At 62.9% G+C, this 18,699-nt stretch carries 18 protein-coding genes; 17 read left to right on the top strand and 1 reads right to left on the bottom strand.

The genetic code is table 11. The features are described from left to right. Window positions 1-25: 25 nt before the first annotated feature. Window positions 26-679, bottom strand: coding sequence for a hypothetical protein (locus tag RTP54_RS19565; RefSeq protein WP_312365248.1), 654 nt, complete (start codon window positions 677-679; stop codon window positions 26-28). 306 nt (window positions 680-985) lie between these two features. On the opposite strand from RTP54_RS19565, the gene sdhC reads away from it, so the two are divergent. From sdhC to lpdA, 17 genes are all read left to right on the top strand, one after another. Beyond that, window positions 986-1,381 carry a succinate dehydrogenase, cytochrome b556 subunit gene (sdhC, locus tag RTP54_RS19560; RefSeq protein ID WP_112815028.1) on the top strand — a complete coding sequence of 132 codons (396 nt, stop codon included), beginning with the start codon at window positions 986-988 and terminating at the stop codon, window positions 1,379-1,381. A gap of 12 nt (window positions 1,382-1,393) precedes the next feature. Then, window positions 1,394-1,774, top strand: a complete 381-nt coding sequence (sdhD, locus tag RTP54_RS19555) for a succinate dehydrogenase, hydrophobic membrane anchor protein (protein WP_112805496.1) — start codon at window positions 1,394-1,396, stop codon at window positions 1,772-1,774. Window positions 1,775-1,781: 7 nt separating this feature from the next. Continuing rightward, on the top strand, window positions 1,782-3,623 hold the full coding sequence (gene sdhA, locus RTP54_RS19550) for a succinate dehydrogenase flavoprotein subunit (protein WP_112805494.1): 1,842 nt from the start codon (window positions 1,782-1,784) through the stop codon (window positions 3,621-3,623). Between the two features lie 17 nt (window positions 3,624-3,640). Further along, window positions 3,641-4,420, top strand: coding sequence for a succinate dehydrogenase iron-sulfur subunit (locus tag RTP54_RS19545; RefSeq protein ID WP_112805492.1), 780 nt, complete (start codon window positions 3,641-3,643; stop codon window positions 4,418-4,420). 330 nt (window positions 4,421-4,750) lie between these two features. Further along, window positions 4,751-5,296 (top strand): protease inhibitor Inh/omp19 family protein, encoded by a 546-nt coding sequence (locus tag RTP54_RS19540; RefSeq protein WP_112805490.1) that lies wholly within the window; start codon window positions 4,751-4,753, stop codon window positions 5,294-5,296. Between the two features lie 59 nt (window positions 5,297-5,355). Then, a complete protein-coding gene (zapE, locus tag RTP54_RS19535; RefSeq protein ID WP_312365243.1) occupies window positions 5,356-6,510 on the top strand; it encodes a cell division protein ZapE in 1,155 nt (384 codons plus the stop codon). Between the two features lie 183 nt (window positions 6,511-6,693). Beyond that, a complete protein-coding gene (gene mdh / locus RTP54_RS19530) occupies window positions 6,694-7,659 on the top strand; it encodes a malate dehydrogenase (protein ID WP_112805486.1) in 966 nt (321 codons plus the stop codon). Window positions 7,660-7,769: 110 nt separating this feature from the next. Then, entirely contained in the window at window positions 7,770-8,963 is a 1,194-nt protein-coding gene (gene sucC, locus RTP54_RS19525) for an ADP-forming succinate--CoA ligase subunit beta (RefSeq protein WP_112805485.1), read from the top strand. A 17-nt stretch (window positions 8,964-8,980) separates the two neighbouring features. After that, complete coding sequence (gene sucD, locus RTP54_RS19520) at window positions 8,981-9,883, top strand: succinate--CoA ligase subunit alpha (protein WP_112805483.1); 903 nt, start codon at window positions 8,981-8,983, stop codon at window positions 9,881-9,883. A 164-nt stretch (window positions 9,884-10,047) separates the two neighbouring features. Then, window positions 10,048-13,044: a 2-oxoglutarate dehydrogenase E1 component gene (locus RTP54_RS19515; RefSeq protein ID WP_312365236.1), complete on the top strand. Its 2,997-nt coding sequence runs from the start codon at window positions 10,048-10,050 to the stop codon at window positions 13,042-13,044. Window positions 13,045-13,105: 61 nt separating this feature from the next. Beyond that, window positions 13,106-14,347: a 2-oxoglutarate dehydrogenase complex dihydrolipoyllysine-residue succinyltransferase gene (gene odhB, locus RTP54_RS19510; protein ID WP_112805479.1), complete on the top strand. Its 1,242-nt coding sequence runs from the start codon at window positions 13,106-13,108 to the stop codon at window positions 14,345-14,347. A gap of 66 nt (window positions 14,348-14,413) precedes the next feature. After that, complete coding sequence (locus RTP54_RS19505; protein WP_312365234.1) at window positions 14,414-14,803, top strand: MAPEG family protein; 390 nt, start codon at window positions 14,414-14,416, stop codon at window positions 14,801-14,803. A gap of 117 nt (window positions 14,804-14,920) precedes the next feature. Next, complete coding sequence (locus RTP54_RS19500) at window positions 14,921-15,346, top strand: VOC family protein (RefSeq protein WP_312365233.1); 426 nt, start codon at window positions 14,921-14,923, stop codon at window positions 15,344-15,346. After that, the gene (locus tag RTP54_RS19495; protein ID WP_112805473.1) at window positions 15,343-15,984 is read left to right on the top strand and encodes a LysE family translocator; all 642 of its coding nucleotides are present in this window, start codon (window positions 15,343-15,345) and stop codon (window positions 15,982-15,984) included. Before RTP54_RS19500 ends, RTP54_RS19495 begins: the two co-directional genes overlap by 4 nt. Before the next feature lie 2 nt (window positions 15,985-15,986). After that, window positions 15,987-16,490, top strand: coding sequence for a hypothetical protein (locus RTP54_RS19490; RefSeq protein ID WP_312365231.1), 504 nt, complete (start codon window positions 15,987-15,989; stop codon window positions 16,488-16,490). Next, window positions 16,487-17,239 carry an SDR family oxidoreductase gene (locus tag RTP54_RS19485; protein ID WP_312365229.1) on the top strand — a complete coding sequence of 251 codons (753 nt, stop codon included), beginning with the start codon at window positions 16,487-16,489 and terminating at the stop codon, window positions 17,237-17,239. Before RTP54_RS19490 ends, RTP54_RS19485 begins: the two co-directional genes overlap by 4 nt. A gap of 25 nt (window positions 17,240-17,264) precedes the next feature. Further along, on the top strand, window positions 17,265-18,671 hold the full coding sequence (lpdA, locus tag RTP54_RS19480; protein ID WP_112805467.1) for a dihydrolipoyl dehydrogenase: 1,407 nt from the start codon (window positions 17,265-17,267) through the stop codon (window positions 18,669-18,671). The last annotated feature ends 28 nt before the right edge of the window (window positions 18,672-18,699 follow it).

The following is an 18,699-nucleotide window of genomic DNA, read 5'->3' as shown; positions in this document are numbered from 1 at the left end:
TCGTGCTCTTGCCCGACAGGAAGGGTTATCGCCGGATGACGCAGACGCCATGCTCATAGGCGCAGGCGCGGTTGAGCATTTTCGGCGAGACGACGATGATCTTGGCGCGGTTCGCCTTCGGCGGCGGCGCGAACTGTTCATCGCCGTAGTAACGGTAATTGCCTTCCTGGCTGAAATAGATGCCGTTGCCCGGATCCCTGTAGGCCGAGATGCCGCCGGCATAGGTGCCGATGCCGCCGATCGTGTCGGGGAAGCCGTCGCCGCCGTAGATATCCGCGCCGTGATCGTAGCGGTCGCCAGAGGTCCAGATGTGGCGCACGGACTGGCCACGTCCTGAGCCGTCGCGGTAGCGCAGCCGCTCCGCATAGCGCCCATCATAAGGCCGATATCGCGGCAGGCGGATGTGCCGGGTGCGGGTCTCCACCTCAGGCGGTCCGCTGCCGAAAGCCCAGTCGCCGCGCGGCAGCTCGTTGCGGCTGCGGGCCACGCGGTAGCCCCGGCTTTCGAACTCTTGACGGCTGAAGGAGCGATGAGGATGCTGCCGGATGTGGCGGGTGCGCGTCTCGACTTCCGGGGGGCCGCCCCAGTCTTGCGCCTTGACCGGCAGGCAGCTTGTCGCAGCGACGAGGCTTGCCAGGGCTAAAACTTTGGTCGCATGGATTGCTCGCAACAGATTCATTCTGTCCGCCCTCCGCAAAACGCTTAACAAATCGTTAAGAGCACTCTGGGGCAATCGGATGCGAAAGTCACGGATTTGCTTGGGGTTTTCGCCCGTATCGTTAATTCGGCCTCATGTCTCGGTCGGACCTCAAAATGCCGCTTTTCGTCTAATCGATTAAATTGATTTTGCACTGCAAACACACTTGTCGTTAAGCAATATGGTGATTAAAGGTCCGAAGGACTGAATTGCGCACAATCAGGTGCGATACCGGACTAAAATCGTCCACTTTTTGGGCGGATATCCGGGCATTTCCGTGAGGTTCCGATGACGGATGTCACAAGAAGCCGGCCGCTGTCGCCGCATCTTCAAATCTATAAACCTATCCCGACAATGGTGATGTCCATTGTGCACCGCATTACCGGCGGCGCGCTCTACTTCGGCACCATTCTTGTCGCCGCCTGGCTGATCGCTGCCGCCTCGGGCGAAGCGTCCTACGACTGGGTGAGCTGGCTGTTCGGCACGCTTCTCGGCAAGCTGGTGCTCTTCGGCTATACCTGGGCGCTGGTGCACCACATGCTCGGCGGGCTGCGCCACTTCATGTGGGACCTCGGCTACGGCTACGAGAAGCACTTCGCCACCAAGATGGCCAAGGCAACGATCGTCGGCTCCGTCGCACTCACCGTGCTGATCTGGGTCGTCGGCTATCTCGTGCGCTACTGAGGGGACACGACCATGAACATGCGTACACCTCTCAGCAAGGTCCGCGGCTACGGTTCCGCCAAGGAAGGCACCGATCACTTCTGGCGCCAGCGCGTCACGGCGGTCGCCAACGTGCCGCTGTTGATCTTCTTTGTCATCTTCCTCGTTCGCTACGCCGGCGCTCCCTATGCGGAGGTCGTTTCGGCTCTGTCGAACCCCTTCGTCGCCGTCGTCATGGGGCTGGTCCTGCTTTCGGGCCTGATCCACATGAAGCTCGGCATGCAGGTGATCATCGAGGACTACGTGCACGGCGAAGGCGCAAAGATCGCCCTTGTCATGCTCAACACATTTTTTACGATCGCGGTTGGTGGACTCTGTCTCTTCGCCATCCTGAAGATCGCTTTTGCAGGGTAATTTCGTCATGGCATCGAACAGTTCACCCGCTGCAAACGGCAAGGCCTATCAGTATGTCGATCACGCCTTCGACGTCGTCGTCGTCGGCGCCGGCGGCGCGGGCCTGCGCGCCACGCTCGGCATGGCCGAGCAGGGCCTGAAGACGGCCTGCATCACCAAGGTTTTCCCGACGCGTTCGCACACGGTCGCGGCCCAGGGCGGCATCGCCGCCTCGCTGCAGAACATGACGCCGGACAGCTGGCAGTGGCACCTCTACGACACCGTCAAGGGCTCCGACTGGCTCGGCGACGTTGACGCCATGCAGTATCTCGCCATGGAAGCGCCGAAGGCGGTCTATGAGCTCGAGCATTACGGCGTGCCGTTCTCGCGCAACGCGGAAGGCAAGATCTACCAGCGGCCGTTCGGCGGCCACATGCAGAACTATGGCGAAGGCCCGCCGGTGCAGCGCACCTGCGCGGCCGCCGACCGTACCGGTCACGCCATCCTGCACACGCTTTATGGCCAGGCGCTCAGGAACAACGCCGAATTCTTCATCGAGTATTTCGCGCTCGACCTGATCATGTCGGACGACGGCCGCTGCACCGGCGTCGTTGCCTGGAACCTCGACGACGGCACCATTCATCGCTTCTCCGCCAAGATGGTGGTGCTGGCGACCGGCGGCTACGGCCGCGCCTACTTCTCGGCAACCTCGGCTCATACCTGCACCGGCGACGGCGGCGGCATGATCGCGCGCGCCGGCCTGCCGCTGCAGGACATGGAGTTCGTCCAGTTCCACCCGACCGGCATCTATGGCGCCGGCTGCCTGATCACCGAAGGTGCACGCGGCGAAGGCGGTTATCTCGTCAACTCCGAAGGCGAGCGCTTCATGGAGCGCTATGCGCCGTCGGCCAAGGACCTTGCGTCGCGCGACGTGGTTTCGCGCTGCATGACGATGGAAATCCGCGAAGGCCGCGGCGTCGGCCGCAACAAGGATCACATCTTCCTGCATCTCGACCATCTCGATCCGGCCGTGCTGCACGAGCGCCTGCCGGGCATCTCGGAATCGGCGAAGATCTTTGCCGGCGTCGACGTGACCCGCGAGCCGATCCCGGTTCTGCCGACCGTGCACTACAACATGGGCGGCGTGCCGACCAACTACTGGGGCGAAGTCCTGAACGCCGACAGCCAGAACCCGGAGCGTATCGCGCCCGGCCTGATGGCCGTCGGTGAAGCCGGCTGCGCCTCGGTGCACGGCGCCAACCGTCTCGGCTCCAACTCGCTGATCGACCTCGTGGTCTTCGGCCGCGCCGCCGCCATCCGCGCCGGCCAGGTCATCGACCGCAACGAGGCGATCCCGGCGCTGAACGTCGCCGCCTGCGACAAGATCATGGCCCGCTTCGACGCCCAGCGTTACGCCAACGGCTCGACGCCGACGGCGGTGCTGCGCGAAAAGATGCAGCGCGCCATGCAGGAAGACGCCGCCGTGTTCCGCACCCAGGAATCGCTGGAATCGGGCTGCAAGCGCATCTCTGCGATCTGGAAGGAACTGCCCGACGTCAAGGTCACAGACCGTTCGATGATCTGGAACTCCGACCTCGTCGAGACGCTGGAACTGCAGAACCTGATGGCCAACGCCATCACCACGATCTACGGCGCCGAAGCGCGCAAGGAGAGCCGTGGCTCGCACGCCCGCGAAGACTATACCGGCGGCGCGCTCGGCGGCCGTGACGACGTCAACTGGCGCAAGCACACGCTCTCGTGGGTCAACGAGGCCGGTGACGTCAAGCTCGACTATCGCCCCGTTCATACCGACCTGATCGCCGAAGGCATCGATCCGAAAAAGATCGAGCCCAAGGCACGCGTCTACTGATCTTGAGGAACTAGCACATGGTTGAACTCGCTCTCCCCAAGAACTCGCAGATGACCGAAGGCAAGGTCTGGCCGAAGCCGGAAGGCGCGACCAATGTCCGCGAATACCGCATCTATCGCTGGAACCCGGATGACGGCGCCAATCCGCGCATCGATACCTTCTATATCGATATCGACGATTGCGGCCCGATGGTGCTCGACGGTCTGCTCTACATCAAGAACAAGATCGACCCGACGCTGACGCTGCGCCGCTCCTGCCGCGAAGGCATCTGCGGCTCCTGCGCCATGAACATCGACGGCACCAACACGCTTGCCTGCACCAAGGGCATGGACGAGGTCAACGGCGCGGTGAAGGTCTATCCGCTGCCGCACATGCCCGTCGTCAAGGACCTGGTGCCGGATCTGACCCACTTCTATGCCCAGCACCGCTCGATCGAGCCCTGGCTCAAGACCGTGACGCCGACGCCGGCCAAGGAGTGGAAGCAGAGCCATGAGGACCGCCTGAAGCTCGACGGTCTCTACGAGTGCATCCTGTGCGCCTGCTGCTCGACCTCCTGTCCGAGCTACTGGTGGAACGGCGACCGTTACCTCGGTCCGGCCGTGCTGCTGCAGGCCTATCGCTGGCTGATCGACTCCAGAGATGAAGCGACCGGGGAGCGCCTCGACAATCTCGAGGATCCCTTCCGGCTTTATCGCTGCCACACGATCATGAACTGCGCCCAGGCCTGTCCGAAGGGCTTGAACCCGGCCAAGGCGATCGGCGAAATCAAGAAGATGCTGGTCGAGCGTCGGGTCTGACCCGCTAGGCCCTGCATCTCTATTGCATGACGCGGCGGGCTCTTTGCCCGCCGTTTGCGTTTGCCGGAAGCCGGTAAGCCAGGTGTCCGGAAATAGGCTGCCAGTCGATCCGGCAATCGTGGATTGTGCCGGTTAAACACAGTCGTTTTTACCGCCTGAAGCAAGATGCGCCGGCCGAGTGCGAGCGATTGTTGCGCCGCCGTAAACGTTTCAATCCTGCCACAGGTGCCATTGAATCGTCGTCCCTTGATTTGACAGGTGGATTTGCTGTATTTCGGCCTATATTATCGCGTTGCATCATGGTTCGCGGAACACATCGGGAGTAAAGATATGCGGGTTATTCATGCGGCGGCGGGGCTGGCGGTTGTGCTTGCGCTGACCGGATGCCAGCGGACCTCCATGGGTGGCTTCAGCGCCCAGGATTCTTCACCTGCTCCCCTCCAGGCCCAGCCCGTGCCGACGGTTTCGTCGAACCAGCTTCCCGATCCGACTGGCAACACGTCGCAATTCCCGGCTGCACCGACGGCCGGAACGGCGGTCGCCGGTGGCGCGCAGGCGGCCGGCACGCAGGTTGCGGCTGCCGCCGGCGGTGGCCTCGATGTCACCAAGGAATCGATGGTCGGCAACTGGCGCGTTTCGAGCGCCGGAAGTTCCTGCGACATGTTCCTGACGCTCACCAACCTCGGCAGCGGTTCGCGCGGCGGCACGCGCGGTTGCGCCGGCGAGCTGACGGCCATGGGCTCCTGGGAAGTGGCCGGCAAGCAGGTCGTGCTCAAGGATCGCACCGGCAACGCCATCGCCCGCCTCTACAAGACGGCCGATGCCCGCTTCGACGGCTCGACCAATGGCGGCCAGCCAGTCAGCCTCAGCCGTTGATGACCTCGAGCCCGGCGAGCCGCCGGGCTTTCTGTTTTCCGGCCCACCTCGGGTGAGACGTGCTCAATCCTGACGATAGCATCCACCGCAAGCTCGAAGCACTCGTCGCGAGCGGCGAGCGAAAACGCGATCCCGCGCAGTTTGCGATCGCGCGGCGATTCGACAATTTGTCGGCAGAACTTCTGGCGAGCAGGCCCTCGCGCAAGACCAACGCGCTCGGTTGGCTTTTTGCGTCGCGCAAGAAGGATCAGCCACCGGTCAAGGGCCTCTACATCCATGGTGGCGTCGGTCGCGGCAAGACCATGCTCATGGACATGTTCTTCGATACGGTACCGATCCAGCGCAAGCGCCGGGCGCATTTCCACGAATTCATGGCCGATGTTCACGACCGTATCTACAAGCACCGGCAGAAGCTGAAGAACGGCGAGACGAAACAGGCCGATCCGATCCCGCCGGTCGCTTCCGATCTTTTCGCCGAAGCGCGGCTTCTCTGCTTCGATGAATTCACGGTCACTGATATCGCCGATGCGATGATCCTCGCCCGTCTGTTCAGCGAGCTTTTCGCCAAGGGCTGCGTGCTGGTGGCGACCTCAAACGTGGCGCCTGACGATCTCTATCGCGATGGGCTCAATCGCGGCCTGTTCCTGCCGTTCATCGATCTCCTGAAGGCAAACACCGAGATCATCTCGCTCGACACCGATACCGACTACCGCCTGATGAAGACCGATGGCAGCCCGGTGTGGATCTCTCCGCTCGGGGACGCGGCAGACGCGGCGCTGGACAAGGCCTGGGCTCGGGAAACCGCTGGCATGGTGGTCGCGTCCGCCGAGGTGCCGCGCAAGGGCCGCAGGATCCCCGTGCCGGCTGCTGCCGGCCAGGTCGCTCGCTTCAGTTTCAACGATCTTTGCCAGCAGCCACTGGGTGCGGCTGACTACCTGGCCATCCTCGAGCGCTACTCAACCCTCTTCGTCGACCACGTGCCGCAACTGGGCCCGCATGTCCGCAACGAAACCAAGCGCTTCATCTTGCTTGTCGATACGCTCTACGATCATGGCGCCCGTCTCTTCGCCTCGGCTGCTGCCGAGCCCCAGAACCTGCTGACCCTGAAGAAGGGCACGGAAGGCTTCGAGTTCGACCGGACCGTTTCGCGGCTGATCGAGATGCAGAGCGAGGAATATGCGGCGGAACATCCTGCAAATATTGCGATTTCGTGACGATCAAGTGACGAAAACTCTTACGTTTACGTAAGAGTTTTATGATCTAACCGATTGAAATCGTTCTCTCCAAAAGTATCATTTGATATTTTAACGATTGCCGTTTAATGGCTTCCGGCGAAGGTTTGGCGTTTGCGGCGTTTCAGGCCTCGATCAGTTTGGGATCACAAAGGAAGCACTTTCATGGCGCGCAACAAGATCGCACTTATCGGTTCAGGGATGATTGGTGGCACGCTGGCGCATCTCGCCGGCCTGAAGGAACTGGGCGACATCGTCCTCTTCGACATCGCCGACGGTATCCCGCAGGGCAAGGGTCTCGACATCGCTCAGTCCTCGCCGGTCGAAGGCTTCGACGCGAACCTGACCGGTGCCAGCGACTATTCCGCCATCGAAGGTGCTGATGTCTGCATCGTCACCGCCGGCGTTGCCCGCAAGCCGGGCATGAGCCGCGACGATCTGATCGGCATCAACCTGAAGGTCATGGAACAGGTCGGCGCGGGCATCAAGAAGTACGCCCCGAACGCCTTCGTCATCTGCATCACCAACCCGCTCGACGCCATGGTCTGGGCGCTGCAGAAGTTCTCCGGCCTGCCGAAGAACAAGGTCGTCGGCATGGCCGGCGTTCTCGACAGCGCGCGCTTCCGCCTGTTCCTCGCCCAGGAATTCAACGTCTCGGTCCAGGACGTCACCGCGTTCGTTCTCGGCGGCCACGGCGACACCATGGTGCCGCTCGCCCGCTACTCGACCGTTGCCGGCATTCCGCTGACCGACCTCGTCGAGATGGGCTGGGTCACCAAGGAGCGCCTCGAAGAAATCATCCAGCGCACCCGTGACGGCGGCGCCGAAATCGTCGGCCTGCTCAAGACCGGCTCTGCCTACTACGCACCGGCCGCTTCCGCGATCGAGATGGCCGAAGCCTTCCTCAAGGACAAGAAGCGCGTGCTCCCCTGCGCCGCTCACCTGACCGGCCAGTACGGCGTCAAGGACATGTATGTCGGCGTTCCCACCGTGATCGGTGCCGGCGGCGTCGAGCGCATCATCGAGATCGACCTCAACAAGGCCGAGAAGGAAGCTTTCGACAAGTCGGTCGCTTCGGTTGCCGGCCTTTGCGAAACCTGCATCGGCATCGCGCCGAGCCTGAAGCAGTAATCGCGTCCCGTTGAGCGGATGCCTGCATTCGCTCGACCTTTTGTTTTTGCCGCATTTTCGCGGGCGGGCAATTGTCCCGCCTGCAGAATGCTCCAGACAGGAAAAACACCATGAACATTCATGAATATCAGGCCAAGGCTCTCTTGAAGAGCTACGGCGCGCCGGTCGCGGAAGGTGTCGCGATCTTCTCCGCCGACGAAGCCGAAGCCGCTGCCAAGTCGCTCCCGGGCCCGCTCTACGTGGTCAAGAGCCAGATCCATGCTGGCGGTCGCGGCAAGGGCAAGTTCAAGGAACTCGGCCCCGAAGCCAAGGGCGGCGTTCGCCTGGCCTTCTCGATCGATGAAGCCAAGGCACATGCCAAGGACATGCTCGGTAACACGCTCGTCACCGCGCAGACCGGTCCGGCCGGCAAGCAGGTGAACCGCCTCTACATCGAGGACGGCGCCGACATCGAGCGCGAACTCTATCTGTCGCTGCTCGTCGACCGCTCGGTCGGCCAGGTTGCCTTCGTCGTTTCGACCGAAGGCGGCATGGACATCGAGGCTGTTGCGCACGACACGCCGGAAAAGATCGTCAACGTCGCGATCAACCCGGAAGCCGGCGTCACCGCCGCTGATCTGGCCAAGCTCACCTCGGCCCTGAAGCTCGAAGGCGAAGCCAAGGCCGACGCCGAAAAGCTCTTCCCGATCCTCTACAAGGCCTTTGTCGAGAAGGACATGAGCCTGCTCGAGATCAACCCGCTGATCGTCATGAAGAACGGCCGCATGCGCGTTCTCGACGCCAAGGTCTCGTTCGACGGCAACGCGCTGTTCCGCCACGACGACATCAAGGCTCTGCGCGACGAAACCGAAGAAGACGCAAAGGAAATCGAGGCCTCCAAGTGGGACCTCGCCTATGTGGCGCTCGACGGCAACATCGGCTGCATGGTCAACGGTGCCGGCCTTGCCATGGCGACGATGGACATCATCAAGCTCTACGGCAAGGAGCCGGCGAACTTCTGCGACGTCGGCGGCGGCGCGGGCAAGGAGAAGGTTGCGGCAGCCTTCAAGATCATCACGGCCGACCCGAAGGTCGAGGGCATCCTCGTCAACATCTTCGGCGGCATCATGAAGTGCGATGTCATCGCTGAAGGCGTCGTTGCGGCCGTCCAGGAAGTCGGTCTCAAGGTTCCGCTGGTCGTTCGTCTCGAAGGCACGAATGTCGAGCTTGGCAAGAAGATCCTGAACGAATCCGGCTTGGCGATCACCGCCGCCGACGATCTGGATGACGCTGCCAAGAAGATCGTTGCCGCGATCAACGGCTAACTGAAGGACCAGACCACATGTCGATTCTCGTCAACAAGAACACCAAGGTCCTCGTTCAGGGCCTGACCGGCAAGACCGGAACCTTCCACACCGAGCAGGCGCTTGCCTATTACGGCACGCAGATGGTCGGTGGCATCCACCCGAAGAAGGGCGGCGAAACCTGGACCGGCTCCAAGGGCGAAACCCTGCCGATCTTCGCTTCGGTTGCCGAAGGCCGTGAAAAGACCGGTGCGGACGCATCCGTGATCTACGTTCCGCCGGCTGGTGCCGCGGACGCGATCATCGAAGCGATCGATGCCGAAATCCCGTTCATCACCTGCATCACCGAAGGCATCCCGGTTGCCGACATGGTCCGCGTCAAGGCTCGCCTCGACCGCTCCAAGTCGCGCCTTCTCGGCCCGAACTGCCCCGGTATCCTGACCCCGGAAGAATGCAAGATCGGCATCATGCCGGGCTCGATCTTCCGCAAGGGTTCGGTCGGCATCGTCTCGCGCTCGGGCACGCTGACCTATGAAGCCGTGTTCCAGACGTCCAACGAAGGCCTCGGCCAGACGACGGCTGTCGGCATCGGCGGCGACCCGGTCAAGGGCACCGAGTTCATCGACGTCCTGGAAATGTTCCTGGCCGACGAAGCCACGACCTCGATCATCATGATCGGCGAAATCGGCGGCTCGGCTGAAGAAGAAGCGGCGCAGTTCCTGATCGACGAAGCCAAGAAGGGCCGCAAGAAGCCGATGGCCGGTTTCATCGCGGGCCGTACCGCGCCGAAGGGCCGCACCATGGGTCATGCCGGCGCCGTCGTTTCCGGCGGCAAGGGCGATGCGGAATCCAAGATCGCTGCGATGGAGCAGGCAGGCATCCGCGTGTCGCCTTCGCCGGCGCGCCTTGGCAAGACGCTGGTCGAAGTCCTCAAGGGCTGACCCTACATAAGCGCCGTCGGGGCTGGCGATATCAACCGGCCCCGACGACCGCAGTTATGACGCATGCCGGGCGCACGTAAGGCGCCTGATAATGATGAACGACCGGGAAAACCCGGCATCCCAACTTAAAGTCAGGAGGCGGACCAAAACGTCCGCGAGAACCCATGGCAAGGCAAGAGGCCAACGAGCAATTCCAGCTCACATCGTTTCTGGACGGCGCGAACGCCGCCTATATCGAGCAGCTCTATGCACGCTACGAAACGGACCCGTCATCCGTCTCGGCTGAATGGCAGGCCTTCTTCAAGGCGCTGGCCGACAAGCCCGAAGATGTGGTGAAGGCCGCCAAGGGCGCCTCCTGGAAGAAGCCCAACTGGCCGATCGTCGCCAACGGCGAACTCGTCTCCGCGCTCGACGGCGACTGGGGCACGGTCGAAAAGGTCATCGAAAAGAAGGTGAAGGCGAAGGCTGAAGAAGCCGCTGCCGTCAGCGGCACGCCGGCAAGCGCTGCCGATATCCATCAGGCGACCCGCGATTCGGTGCGCGCCATCATGATGATCCGCGCCTACCGCGCCCGCGGCCACCTGCATGCCAAGCTCGACCCGCTTGGCCTTGCCGCTCCGGTCGACGACTACAACGAGCTTTCGCCTTCGAACTACGGGTTCGAGGAGAAGGACCTCGATCGCAAGATCTTCATCGACAACGTGCTTGGCCTCGAATACGCGAGCATTCGCGAGATGGTCGAAATCCTCGAGCGCACCTATTGCTCGACGATCGGCGTCGAATTCATGCACATGTCCAACCCGGAAGAGAAGGGCTGGATCCAGGAACGCATCGAGGGCCCGGACAAGGGCGTCGAGTTCACGCCCGAGGGCAAGAAGGCGATCCTGCAGAAGCTGATCGAGTCGGAAGGCTTCGAGCAGTTCATCGACGTCAAGTACAAGGGCACGAAGCGCTTCGGTCTCGACGGCGGTGAATCGCTGATCCCGGCGCTCGAGCAGATCATCAAGCGCGGCGGCCAGGAAGGCCTGAAGGAAATCGTTCTCGGCATGGCCCACCGCGGTCGCCTGAACGTCCTGTCCCAGGTCATGGCCAAGCCGCATCGCGCCATCTTCCACGAGTTCAAGGGCGGCTCCTACGCGCCTGACGACGTCGAAGGTTCCGGCGACGTGAAGTACCATCTCGGTGCTTCCTCCGACCGCGAATTCGACGGCAACAAGGTTCACCTGTCGCTGACGGCCAACCCGTCGCACCTCGAAATCGTCAACCCTGTGGTCATGGGCAAGGCCCGCGCCAAGCAGGACCAGATGGCGACCGTGTTCGAAGGCGACATCATCCCGCTGCGCGAACGCGCCAAGGTCATGCCGCTGCTGCTGCATGGCGACGCGGCATTCGCCGGCCAGGGCGTCATTGCCGAAATCCTGGGTCTGTCGGGCCTGCGGGGTCACCGCGTTGCCGGCACGGTCCACTTCATCATCAACAACCAGATCGGCTTCACCACCAATCCGGCCTTCTCGCGTTCGTCGCCCTATCCTTCGGATGTGGCCAAGATGATCGAGGCGCCGATCTTCCACGTCAACGGCGACGATCCGGAAGCGGTAGTCTACGCGGCCAAGATCGCCACCGAATTCCGGATGAAGTTCCACAAGCCTGTCGTCATCGACATGTTCTGCTACCGCCGCTTCGGCCACAACGAAGGCGACGAGCCTGCGTTCACGCAGCCGAAGATGTACAAGGTCATCCGCGGCCACAAGACCGTCGTCCAGCTCTACTCCGACCGCCTGGTCGCCGAGGGCCTGATGAGCGAAGGCGAAGTGGAGAAGATGAAAGCCGATTGGCGCGCCCATCTCGAGCAGGAGTTCGAGGCTGGCCAGTCCTACAAGCCCAACAAGGCGGACTGGCTGGATGGCGTCTGGTCGGGCCTGCGCTCGGCTGACAACCAGGACGAACAGCGTCGCGGCAAGACCTCCGTGCCGATGAAGCAGTTGAAGGAAATCGGCCGCAAGATCGCCGAGATCCCGGCGGGCTTCAACGCGCACCGCACCATCCAGCGCTTCATGGAAAACCGCGCCAACATGGTGACAACCGGCGAGGGGATCGACTGGGCGATGGCGGAAGCGCTGGCGTTCGGCACGCTCTGCGTCGAAGGCACCAAGATCCGCCTGTCCGGCCAGGACTGCGAACGCGGCACCTTCTCGCAGCGCCACTCGGTTCTCTACGATCAGCAGACCGAAGATCGCTACATCCCGCTTGCGAACCTCGCACCGACCCAGGCCCGCTACGAAGTCATCAACTCGATGCTTTCGGAAGAGGCTGTGCTCGGCTTCGAATACGGCTACTCGCTGGCCCGTCCGAACGCGCTGACCCTCTGGGAAGCCCAGTTCGGCGACTTCGCCAACGGCGCGCAGGTCGTGTTCGACCAGTTCGTCTCGTCGGGCGAACGCAAGTGGCTGCGTATGTCAGGCCTCGTCTGCCTGCTGCCGCACGGTTATGAAGGTCAGGGTCCGGAGCACTCCTCGGCACGCCTCGAGCGCTTCCTGCAGCTTTGCGCGGAAGACAACATGCAGGTCGCCAACGTCACGACGCCGGCGAACTACTTCCACATCCTGCGCCGCCAGGTGAAGCGCGACTTCCGCAAGCCGCTGATCCTGATGACGCCGAAGTCGCTGCTGCGCCACAAGCGCGCGGTTTCGAGCCTGTCGGAAATGGCCGGCGAAAGCTCGTTCCACCGCCTGCTGTGGGATGACGCCGAAGTCATCAAGGACGGCCCGATCAAGCTGCAGAAGGATTCCAAGATCCGTCGCGTCGTGCTTTGCTCCGGCAAGGTCTACTACGATCTGCTCGAAGAGCGCGAGAAGCGTGGCATCGACGACGTCTACCTGCTGCGCGTCGAACAGCTCTATCCGTTCCCGGCCAAGGCGCTGATCAACGAGCTCAGCCGCTTCCGCAACGCGGAAATGGTCTGGTGCCAGGAAGAGCCTAAGAACATGGGCGCCTGGTCGTTCATCGACCCGTACCTGGAATGGGTGCTTGCCCATATCGACGCCAAGTATCAGCGCGTGCGCTACACCGGCCGTCCGGCTGCCGCATCGCCGGCAACGGGCCTGATGTCGAAGCACATGGCGCAGCTGGCCGCCTTCCTCGAGGACGCGCTGGGGGGCTGATTGCCCCCTTGGCGCCGAGCCAATCGATAGAAACAGATATCTGATCAACGGAACAAAAATCATGGCAACAGAAATCCGCGTTCCCACCCTTGGCGAATCCGTCAGTGAAGCGACCGTCGGCACCTGGTTCAAGAAGGTCGGCGATGCCATCAAGGCAGACGAGCCGCTGCTGGAACTTGAAACCGACAAGGTGACGATCGAAGTTCCGGCACCGTCCGCCGGCGTTCTCTCCGAAATCGTTGCCCAGGCCGGCGAGACCGTCGGTCTCGGTGCCCTGCTCGGCCAGATCGCCGCTGGCGCCGGCGCTGCTGCAGCCGCTCCGGCTGCTGCCGAGAAGAAGGCCGAACCGGCTGCTGCCGCTCCGGCTGCCCAGCCTGCCGCTGCTGCTGCGGCCCCCGTCGCATCGTCGATGCCGCCGGCACCGTCCGCCGGCAAGCTGCTTGCCGAAAACAACCTCTCGGCCGACCAGGTCGACGGTTCGGGCAAGCGTGGCCAGGTACTGAAGGGTGACGTGCTTGCTGCCGTCGCCAAGGGCATTTCGGCTCCGGCCGCTGCCGAGCCGGTCAAGGTTCAGGCCCGCGCGCCGTCGACCACCGAGGACGTCGTTCGCGAAGAGCGCGTCAAGATGACCCGCCTGCGCCAGACGATCGCCCGTCGCCTCAAGGACGCGCAGAACACCGCCGCCATGCTCACCACCTACAACGAAGTGGACATGAGCGCGGTCATGAGCCTGCGCAACCGCTACAAGGACATCTTCGAGAAGAAGCATGGCGTGAAGCTCGGCTTCATGGGCTTCTTCACCAAGGCCGTCACCCACGCGCTGAAGGAAATCCCGGCCGTCAACGCCGAGATCGACGGCACGGACGTCATCTACAAGAATTTCTGCCACATCGGCGTCGCCGTCGGTACGGACAAGGGTCTTGTCGTTCCGGTCGTTCGCGATGCCGACCAGATGTCGATCGCCGAGATCGAGAAGGACATCGGCCGGTTGGGCAAGCTTGCCCGCGACGGTCAGTTGTCGATGGCAGACATGCAGGGCGGCACCTTCACCATCTCCAACGGTGGCGTCTACGGCTCGCTGATGTCTTCGCCGATCCTGAATGCACCGCAGTCGGGCATCCTCGGCATGCACAAGATCCAGGACCGTCCAGTTGTCGTCGGCGGCCAGATCGTCATCCGTCCGATGATGTACCTGGCGCTGTCCTACGACCATCGCATGGTCGACGGCAAGGAAGCGGTTACCTTCCTCGTGCGCGTCAAGGACAGCCTCGAGGATCCGGAACGTCTGGTTCTCGATCTCTAAGACAATGACGGGGGCGCAATCGCAGCCCCCGTTTCCTTCTCCGGCCCGATCATCGCGGATCGCACCATGTCGCTGGAACTGACCTATCTGCTCTGGAGTGCCGTGCTGGCCGTCGTCTATGTGATGGCGCAGGCGGGCGCCTATCGGCTGCAGAACGGCATCATCGAAGCCGACACCAACCGCGATGTGGCGACCGAGCCCAACGTGTTCACCGGACGGGCCACGCGGGCGCTGCGCAATTTCCATGAGACCTATCCGGTCTTCATTGCGCTTGCCGTGGTGATCGAGCTTTCCGGCCGCAGCGACGGGCTGACGCAATGGGGCGCAATGATCTGGTTCTGGGCTAGGGTCGCCTACCTGCCGATCTATGTCGGCGGTCTTGGCCTGGTCCGCTCGGCCGTATGGACGGTGTCCGCTGCCGGACTGTTGATGATGCTGGCAGGCATCCTCGTCTAGAGCGCCTGCGGTTTTGCACGGACAACTGGAAATGCTCCTGTTTGTTTTTTAAGCGCTTACTGACGAAAGACCGCTTCGTACTCTTCCTGGAAATGCACTGAACGGAGACGCAAGGACATGGCATTCGGAACCGACGTACCGCCGATCCAGGCCCATATCTGCGTCAGGGATGGGCTGGCCGCCATTGCCTTCTACGAGAAAGCCTTCGGCGCGGTGAACACCTTCCAGCAGATGGCGGAAGACGGCAAACGGGTGATGCATGCCAATCTCGCGATGTTCCGCGGCGAAGTGATGCTGCATGACGAATTTCCCGAGTTCGGTGGCAGTGTTCTCTCGCCGCTGACGGTTGGCGGCACCGGCGTCGCGATCAGCATCAACCTGGCCGAATCCGGCGACGTCGATGCGGCCCATGCGCGGGCGGTCGCTGCCGGGGCATCGACAGTGCTGGAGCCGCAGGATACGTTCTGGCAGGCGCGCTATGCGCGCATCAGGGATCCCTTCGGCCACGTCTGGGCCTTCAACGCACCGGTAGCGCAACCATGAGCCAGTATCTCCTCGAACTCGCGTCGCTGATGGCGATCTTCTCCTTCGCCATCGTTTCGCCCGGCGCCGACCTGGCGATGGTCATGCGCCAGTCGATCGTCCATGGCCGCCGCCCGGCGATCATCACGTCGTTCGGCATCGGCACCTCGCTGATGTTTCACGTCACCTACACGATCCTTGGCCTCGGGCTGATCATTTCGCAGTCGATCTACCTGTTCAACATCGTCAAATGGTGCGGCGTCGCTTACCTGATCTATATCGGCATCAAGGCGCTCAGGGCCGGGCAGACGGATATTTCCGTCGATGCGGGCCCGTCGGGCGAACCTGCGAAGAGCCAGTCGGCCGCCAAGGCCTTCGGTCTCGGCTTTGCCGCCAATGCGCTCAATCCGAAGCCGGTGTTCTTCTTCCTGTCGATCTTCTCGACGGTCGTTCACGCCCACACGCCGATGATGATCAAGTTCGGCTATGGCCTTGTCATGGCCACCTGCCTGATCGCGTGGTTCGTCGGCGTCAGCCTGTTCATGACGACGCCGCGCATGCGCGCCGCCTTCACCCGCGCCAGCAAGTGGATCGATCGCGCCAGCGGCTTCGTGTTCATTGCGCTCGGCCTGAAGCTTGCGACCGAGAAGGCGGCCTGATCATGGTTCTTGCCCGCGCCATTCTCCTTGCTGCACTCGGCGTGGTCGCCGCCACGCCGGCGCTCGGCGCGGAGTGCAGCCAGGCGCGCGCCATCTATGGCGACCGCGATGGCGGATACGAGCTGCGTTTCGAGCCGGTGGGATCGGAAAGTGCCGTTACCAGCAACCATTTCAAAATTGCGGTCTTGAAACCCGGTCTGTTGCTTGATGGCGTCGTCATGCCGGCGGGCGAGCCGGAACGCGCGACCGGCATCGTCATGCACAATTGCCCAGAAGGCGATGCCACCGGCGAGGAGCTCCGCGCCTGCACCGTCTGGCAGGGGACAGTCTATTCCGTCGACAAGGCTGGCGCGATCGCCGAGATCCCGGCTGAAACGGCGCCCGCCGCACACCAGATCCTGTTGCCTGATTTCGGCCCGGCCCTTCGCGCTTCAAGCGCCTGGGGCAATGGCAAGGCCGAAACCGACAGCTGGGATGCCTTCACCCTCAAGGGGTGTGCGGCATGAGGCAAGCGCCCGTCCTACTCGTCACCGGCGGCAGCCGGGGCATCGGGGCCGAGATTTGCCTTGGCGCCGCCAAGGCCGGCTGGTCCGTCGTCGTCAACTATGCATCGAATGCCGCTGCCGCGGATGCGGTCGTCGCGGCGATCGTTGAGGGTGGCGGATCGGCGATCGCGCTCAGAGGCGATGTCGGGTCCGACGCGGACATCAAGTCAATGTTTGCCGCCATCGACAGGGCCTTCGGGCGGCTCGACGGGCTGGTCAACAATGCCGGTATCGTCGGCCCGACCCAGCGTGTCGACGAGATGTCGGTCGAGCGGCTGGAGCGGATGTTCCGCATCAACGTGACCGGCTCGATCCTGTGCGCGGGGCAGGCGGTTCGCCGCATGTCGACGCGCCACGGCGGCAAGGGCGGCGTCATCGTCAATATCTCGTCGGTCGCCGCGGAGCTCGGCTCGCCGGCGCAATATGTCGATTATGCGGCCTCAAAGGGAGCGATCGACACGTTCACCATCGGTCTTGCGCGCGAAGTCGCAACCGAGGGCGTGCGGGTCAACGCCGTTCGCCCGGGGATCATCGACACAGAAATCCACGCGTCCGGCGGGCTGCCGGACCGGGCACGCGATCTCGCGTCAACCATCCCCGTCCAGCGACCCGGCACGGCCGGGGAAGTGGCGGATGCGGTTCTCTACCTCCTGTCCGATAAGGCGACTTACGTGACGGGAGCCATTCTCAATGTCAGCGGCGGACGGTAACCGTCCCTGAAGGAAGGATAATATTATGGCTTATGATCTCATCGTTATCGGCAGCGGCCCCGGCGGCTATGTCTGCGCCATCAAGGCGGCACAGCTCGGCCTGAAGGTCGGCGTCGTCGAAAAGCGCGCCACCTATGGCGGCACCTGCCTCAACATCGGCTGCATCCCCTCGAAGGCGCTGCTGCACGCTTCCGAAATGTTCCACCAGGCCGGCCATGGCCTCGATGCGCTCGGCGTCGAAGTCGCTGCACCGAAGCTCAATCTGACAAAGATGATGGCGCACAAGGATGCGACCGTTAAGGCCAACGTCGAGGGTGTTTCCTTCCTGTTCAAGAAGAACAAGATCGAGGGCATCCAGGGCACCGGCAAGGTTCTCGGCCAGGGCAAGGTCTCCGTCACCAACGACAAGGGCGAAGTCCAGGTGCTCGAGACGAAGAACATCGTCATCGCCACCGGCTCCGACGTTGCAGGCATTCCAGGCGTTGCCGTCGATATCGATGAAAAGGTGATCATCTCGTCGACCGGCGGCATCGCGCTCGACAAGGTTCCGGCCAACATGATCGTCGTCGGTGGCGGCGTCATCGGCCTCGAGCTCGGCTCGGTGTGGGCCCGTCTCGGCGCCAAGGTGACCGTGGTCGAGTATCTCGATGCGATCCTCGGCGGCATGGACGGCGAAGTCTCCAAGCAGTTCCAGCGCATGCTGGCCAAGCAAGGCATGGACTTCAAGCTCGGCGCCAAGGTGACCGGCGTCGTCAAGGACGGCAAGGGTGCCAAGGTGACGTTCGAGCCGGTCAAGGGCGGTGACGCCGTCACGCTCGACGCCGACGTCGTGCTGATCGCCACCGGCCGCAAGCCCTACACCGAAGGCCTTGGCCTTGCCGAAGCCGGCGTGGTCATGGACCCGCGCGGCCGCGTCGAGATCGACAATCACTTCCAGACCAGCGTTGCCGGCATCTATGCCATCGGCGACGTGGTGCGCGGCCCGATGCTGGCGCACAAGGCCGAGGACGAAGGCGTTGCAGTTGCCGAAATCCTCGCGGGCCAGGCCGGCCACGTGAACTATGACGTCATCCCCGGCGTCGTCTACACCCAGCCGGAAGTGGCCTCCGTCGGCAAGACCGAGGAAGAGCTGAAGGCTGCGGGCGTGGCCTACAAGGTCGGCAAGTTCCCGTTCACGGCCAACGGCCGGGCGCGGGCGATGCAGGTGACCGACGGCTTCGTCAAGATCCTTGCCGACAAGGAAACCGACCGGGTTCTCGGCGGTCACATCGTCGGCTTCGGCGCCGGCGAGATGATCCACGAGATTGCCGTGCTGATGGAGTTCGGCGGCTCGTCGGAAGATCTCGGCCGCACCTGCCACGCGCACCCGACCATGTCGGAAGCGGTCAAGGAAGCGGCACTGTCGACCTTCTTCAAGCCGATCCACATGTGACGATTTGGCAGGGGGCTGCGACAAGCGG

The sequence above is a fragment of the Ensifer sp. genome, assembly GCF_031989085.1.
GTDB lineage: Bacteria > Pseudomonadota > Alphaproteobacteria > Rhizobiales > Rhizobiaceae > Ensifer.
Note: the sequence above shows the minus strand (reverse complement) of the source record. Positions and strands in the feature narration are given on the sequence as shown.

Coding starts and splice junctions, on each gene's coding strand:
- sucD (WP_112805483.1), top strand. CDS start 8,981: ATGTCGATTCTCGTCAACAAGAACACCAAGGTCCTCGTTCAGGGCCTG.
- RTP54_RS19500 (WP_312365233.1), top strand. CDS start 14,921: ATGGCATTCGGAACCGACGTACCGCCGATCCAGGCCCATATCTGCGTC.
- RTP54_RS19565 (WP_312365248.1), bottom strand. CDS start 679: ATGAATCTGTTGCGAGCAATCCATGCGACCAAAGTTTTAGCCCTGGCA.
- sucC (WP_112805485.1), top strand. CDS start 7,770: ATGAACATTCATGAATATCAGGCCAAGGCTCTCTTGAAGAGCTACGGC.
- RTP54_RS19515 (WP_312365236.1), top strand. CDS start 10,048: ATGGCAAGGCAAGAGGCCAACGAGCAATTCCAGCTCACATCGTTTCTG.
- odhB (WP_112805479.1), top strand. CDS start 13,106: ATGGCAACAGAAATCCGCGTTCCCACCCTTGGCGAATCCGTCAGTGAA.
- sdhD (WP_112805496.1), top strand. CDS start 1,394: ATGAACATGCGTACACCTCTCAGCAAGGTCCGCGGCTACGGTTCCGCC.
- RTP54_RS19495 (WP_112805473.1), top strand. CDS start 15,343: ATGAGCCAGTATCTCCTCGAACTCGCGTCGCTGATGGCGATCTTCTCC.
- RTP54_RS19545 (WP_112805492.1), top strand. CDS start 3,641: ATGGTTGAACTCGCTCTCCCCAAGAACTCGCAGATGACCGAAGGCAAG.
- sdhA (WP_112805494.1), top strand. CDS start 1,782: ATGGCATCGAACAGTTCACCCGCTGCAAACGGCAAGGCCTATCAGTAT.
- RTP54_RS19490 (WP_312365231.1), top strand. CDS start 15,987: ATGGTTCTTGCCCGCGCCATTCTCCTTGCTGCACTCGGCGTGGTCGCC.
- RTP54_RS19485 (WP_312365229.1), top strand. CDS start 16,487: ATGAGGCAAGCGCCCGTCCTACTCGTCACCGGCGGCAGCCGGGGCATC.
- sdhC (WP_112815028.1), top strand. CDS start 986: ATGACGGATGTCACAAGAAGCCGGCCGCTGTCGCCGCATCTTCAAATC.
- lpdA (WP_112805467.1), top strand. CDS start 17,265: ATGGCTTATGATCTCATCGTTATCGGCAGCGGCCCCGGCGGCTATGTC.
- RTP54_RS19540 (WP_112805490.1), top strand. CDS start 4,751: ATGCGGGTTATTCATGCGGCGGCGGGGCTGGCGGTTGTGCTTGCGCTG.
- mdh (WP_112805486.1), top strand. CDS start 6,694: ATGGCGCGCAACAAGATCGCACTTATCGGTTCAGGGATGATTGGTGGC.
- RTP54_RS19505 (WP_312365234.1), top strand. CDS start 14,414: ATGTCGCTGGAACTGACCTATCTGCTCTGGAGTGCCGTGCTGGCCGTC.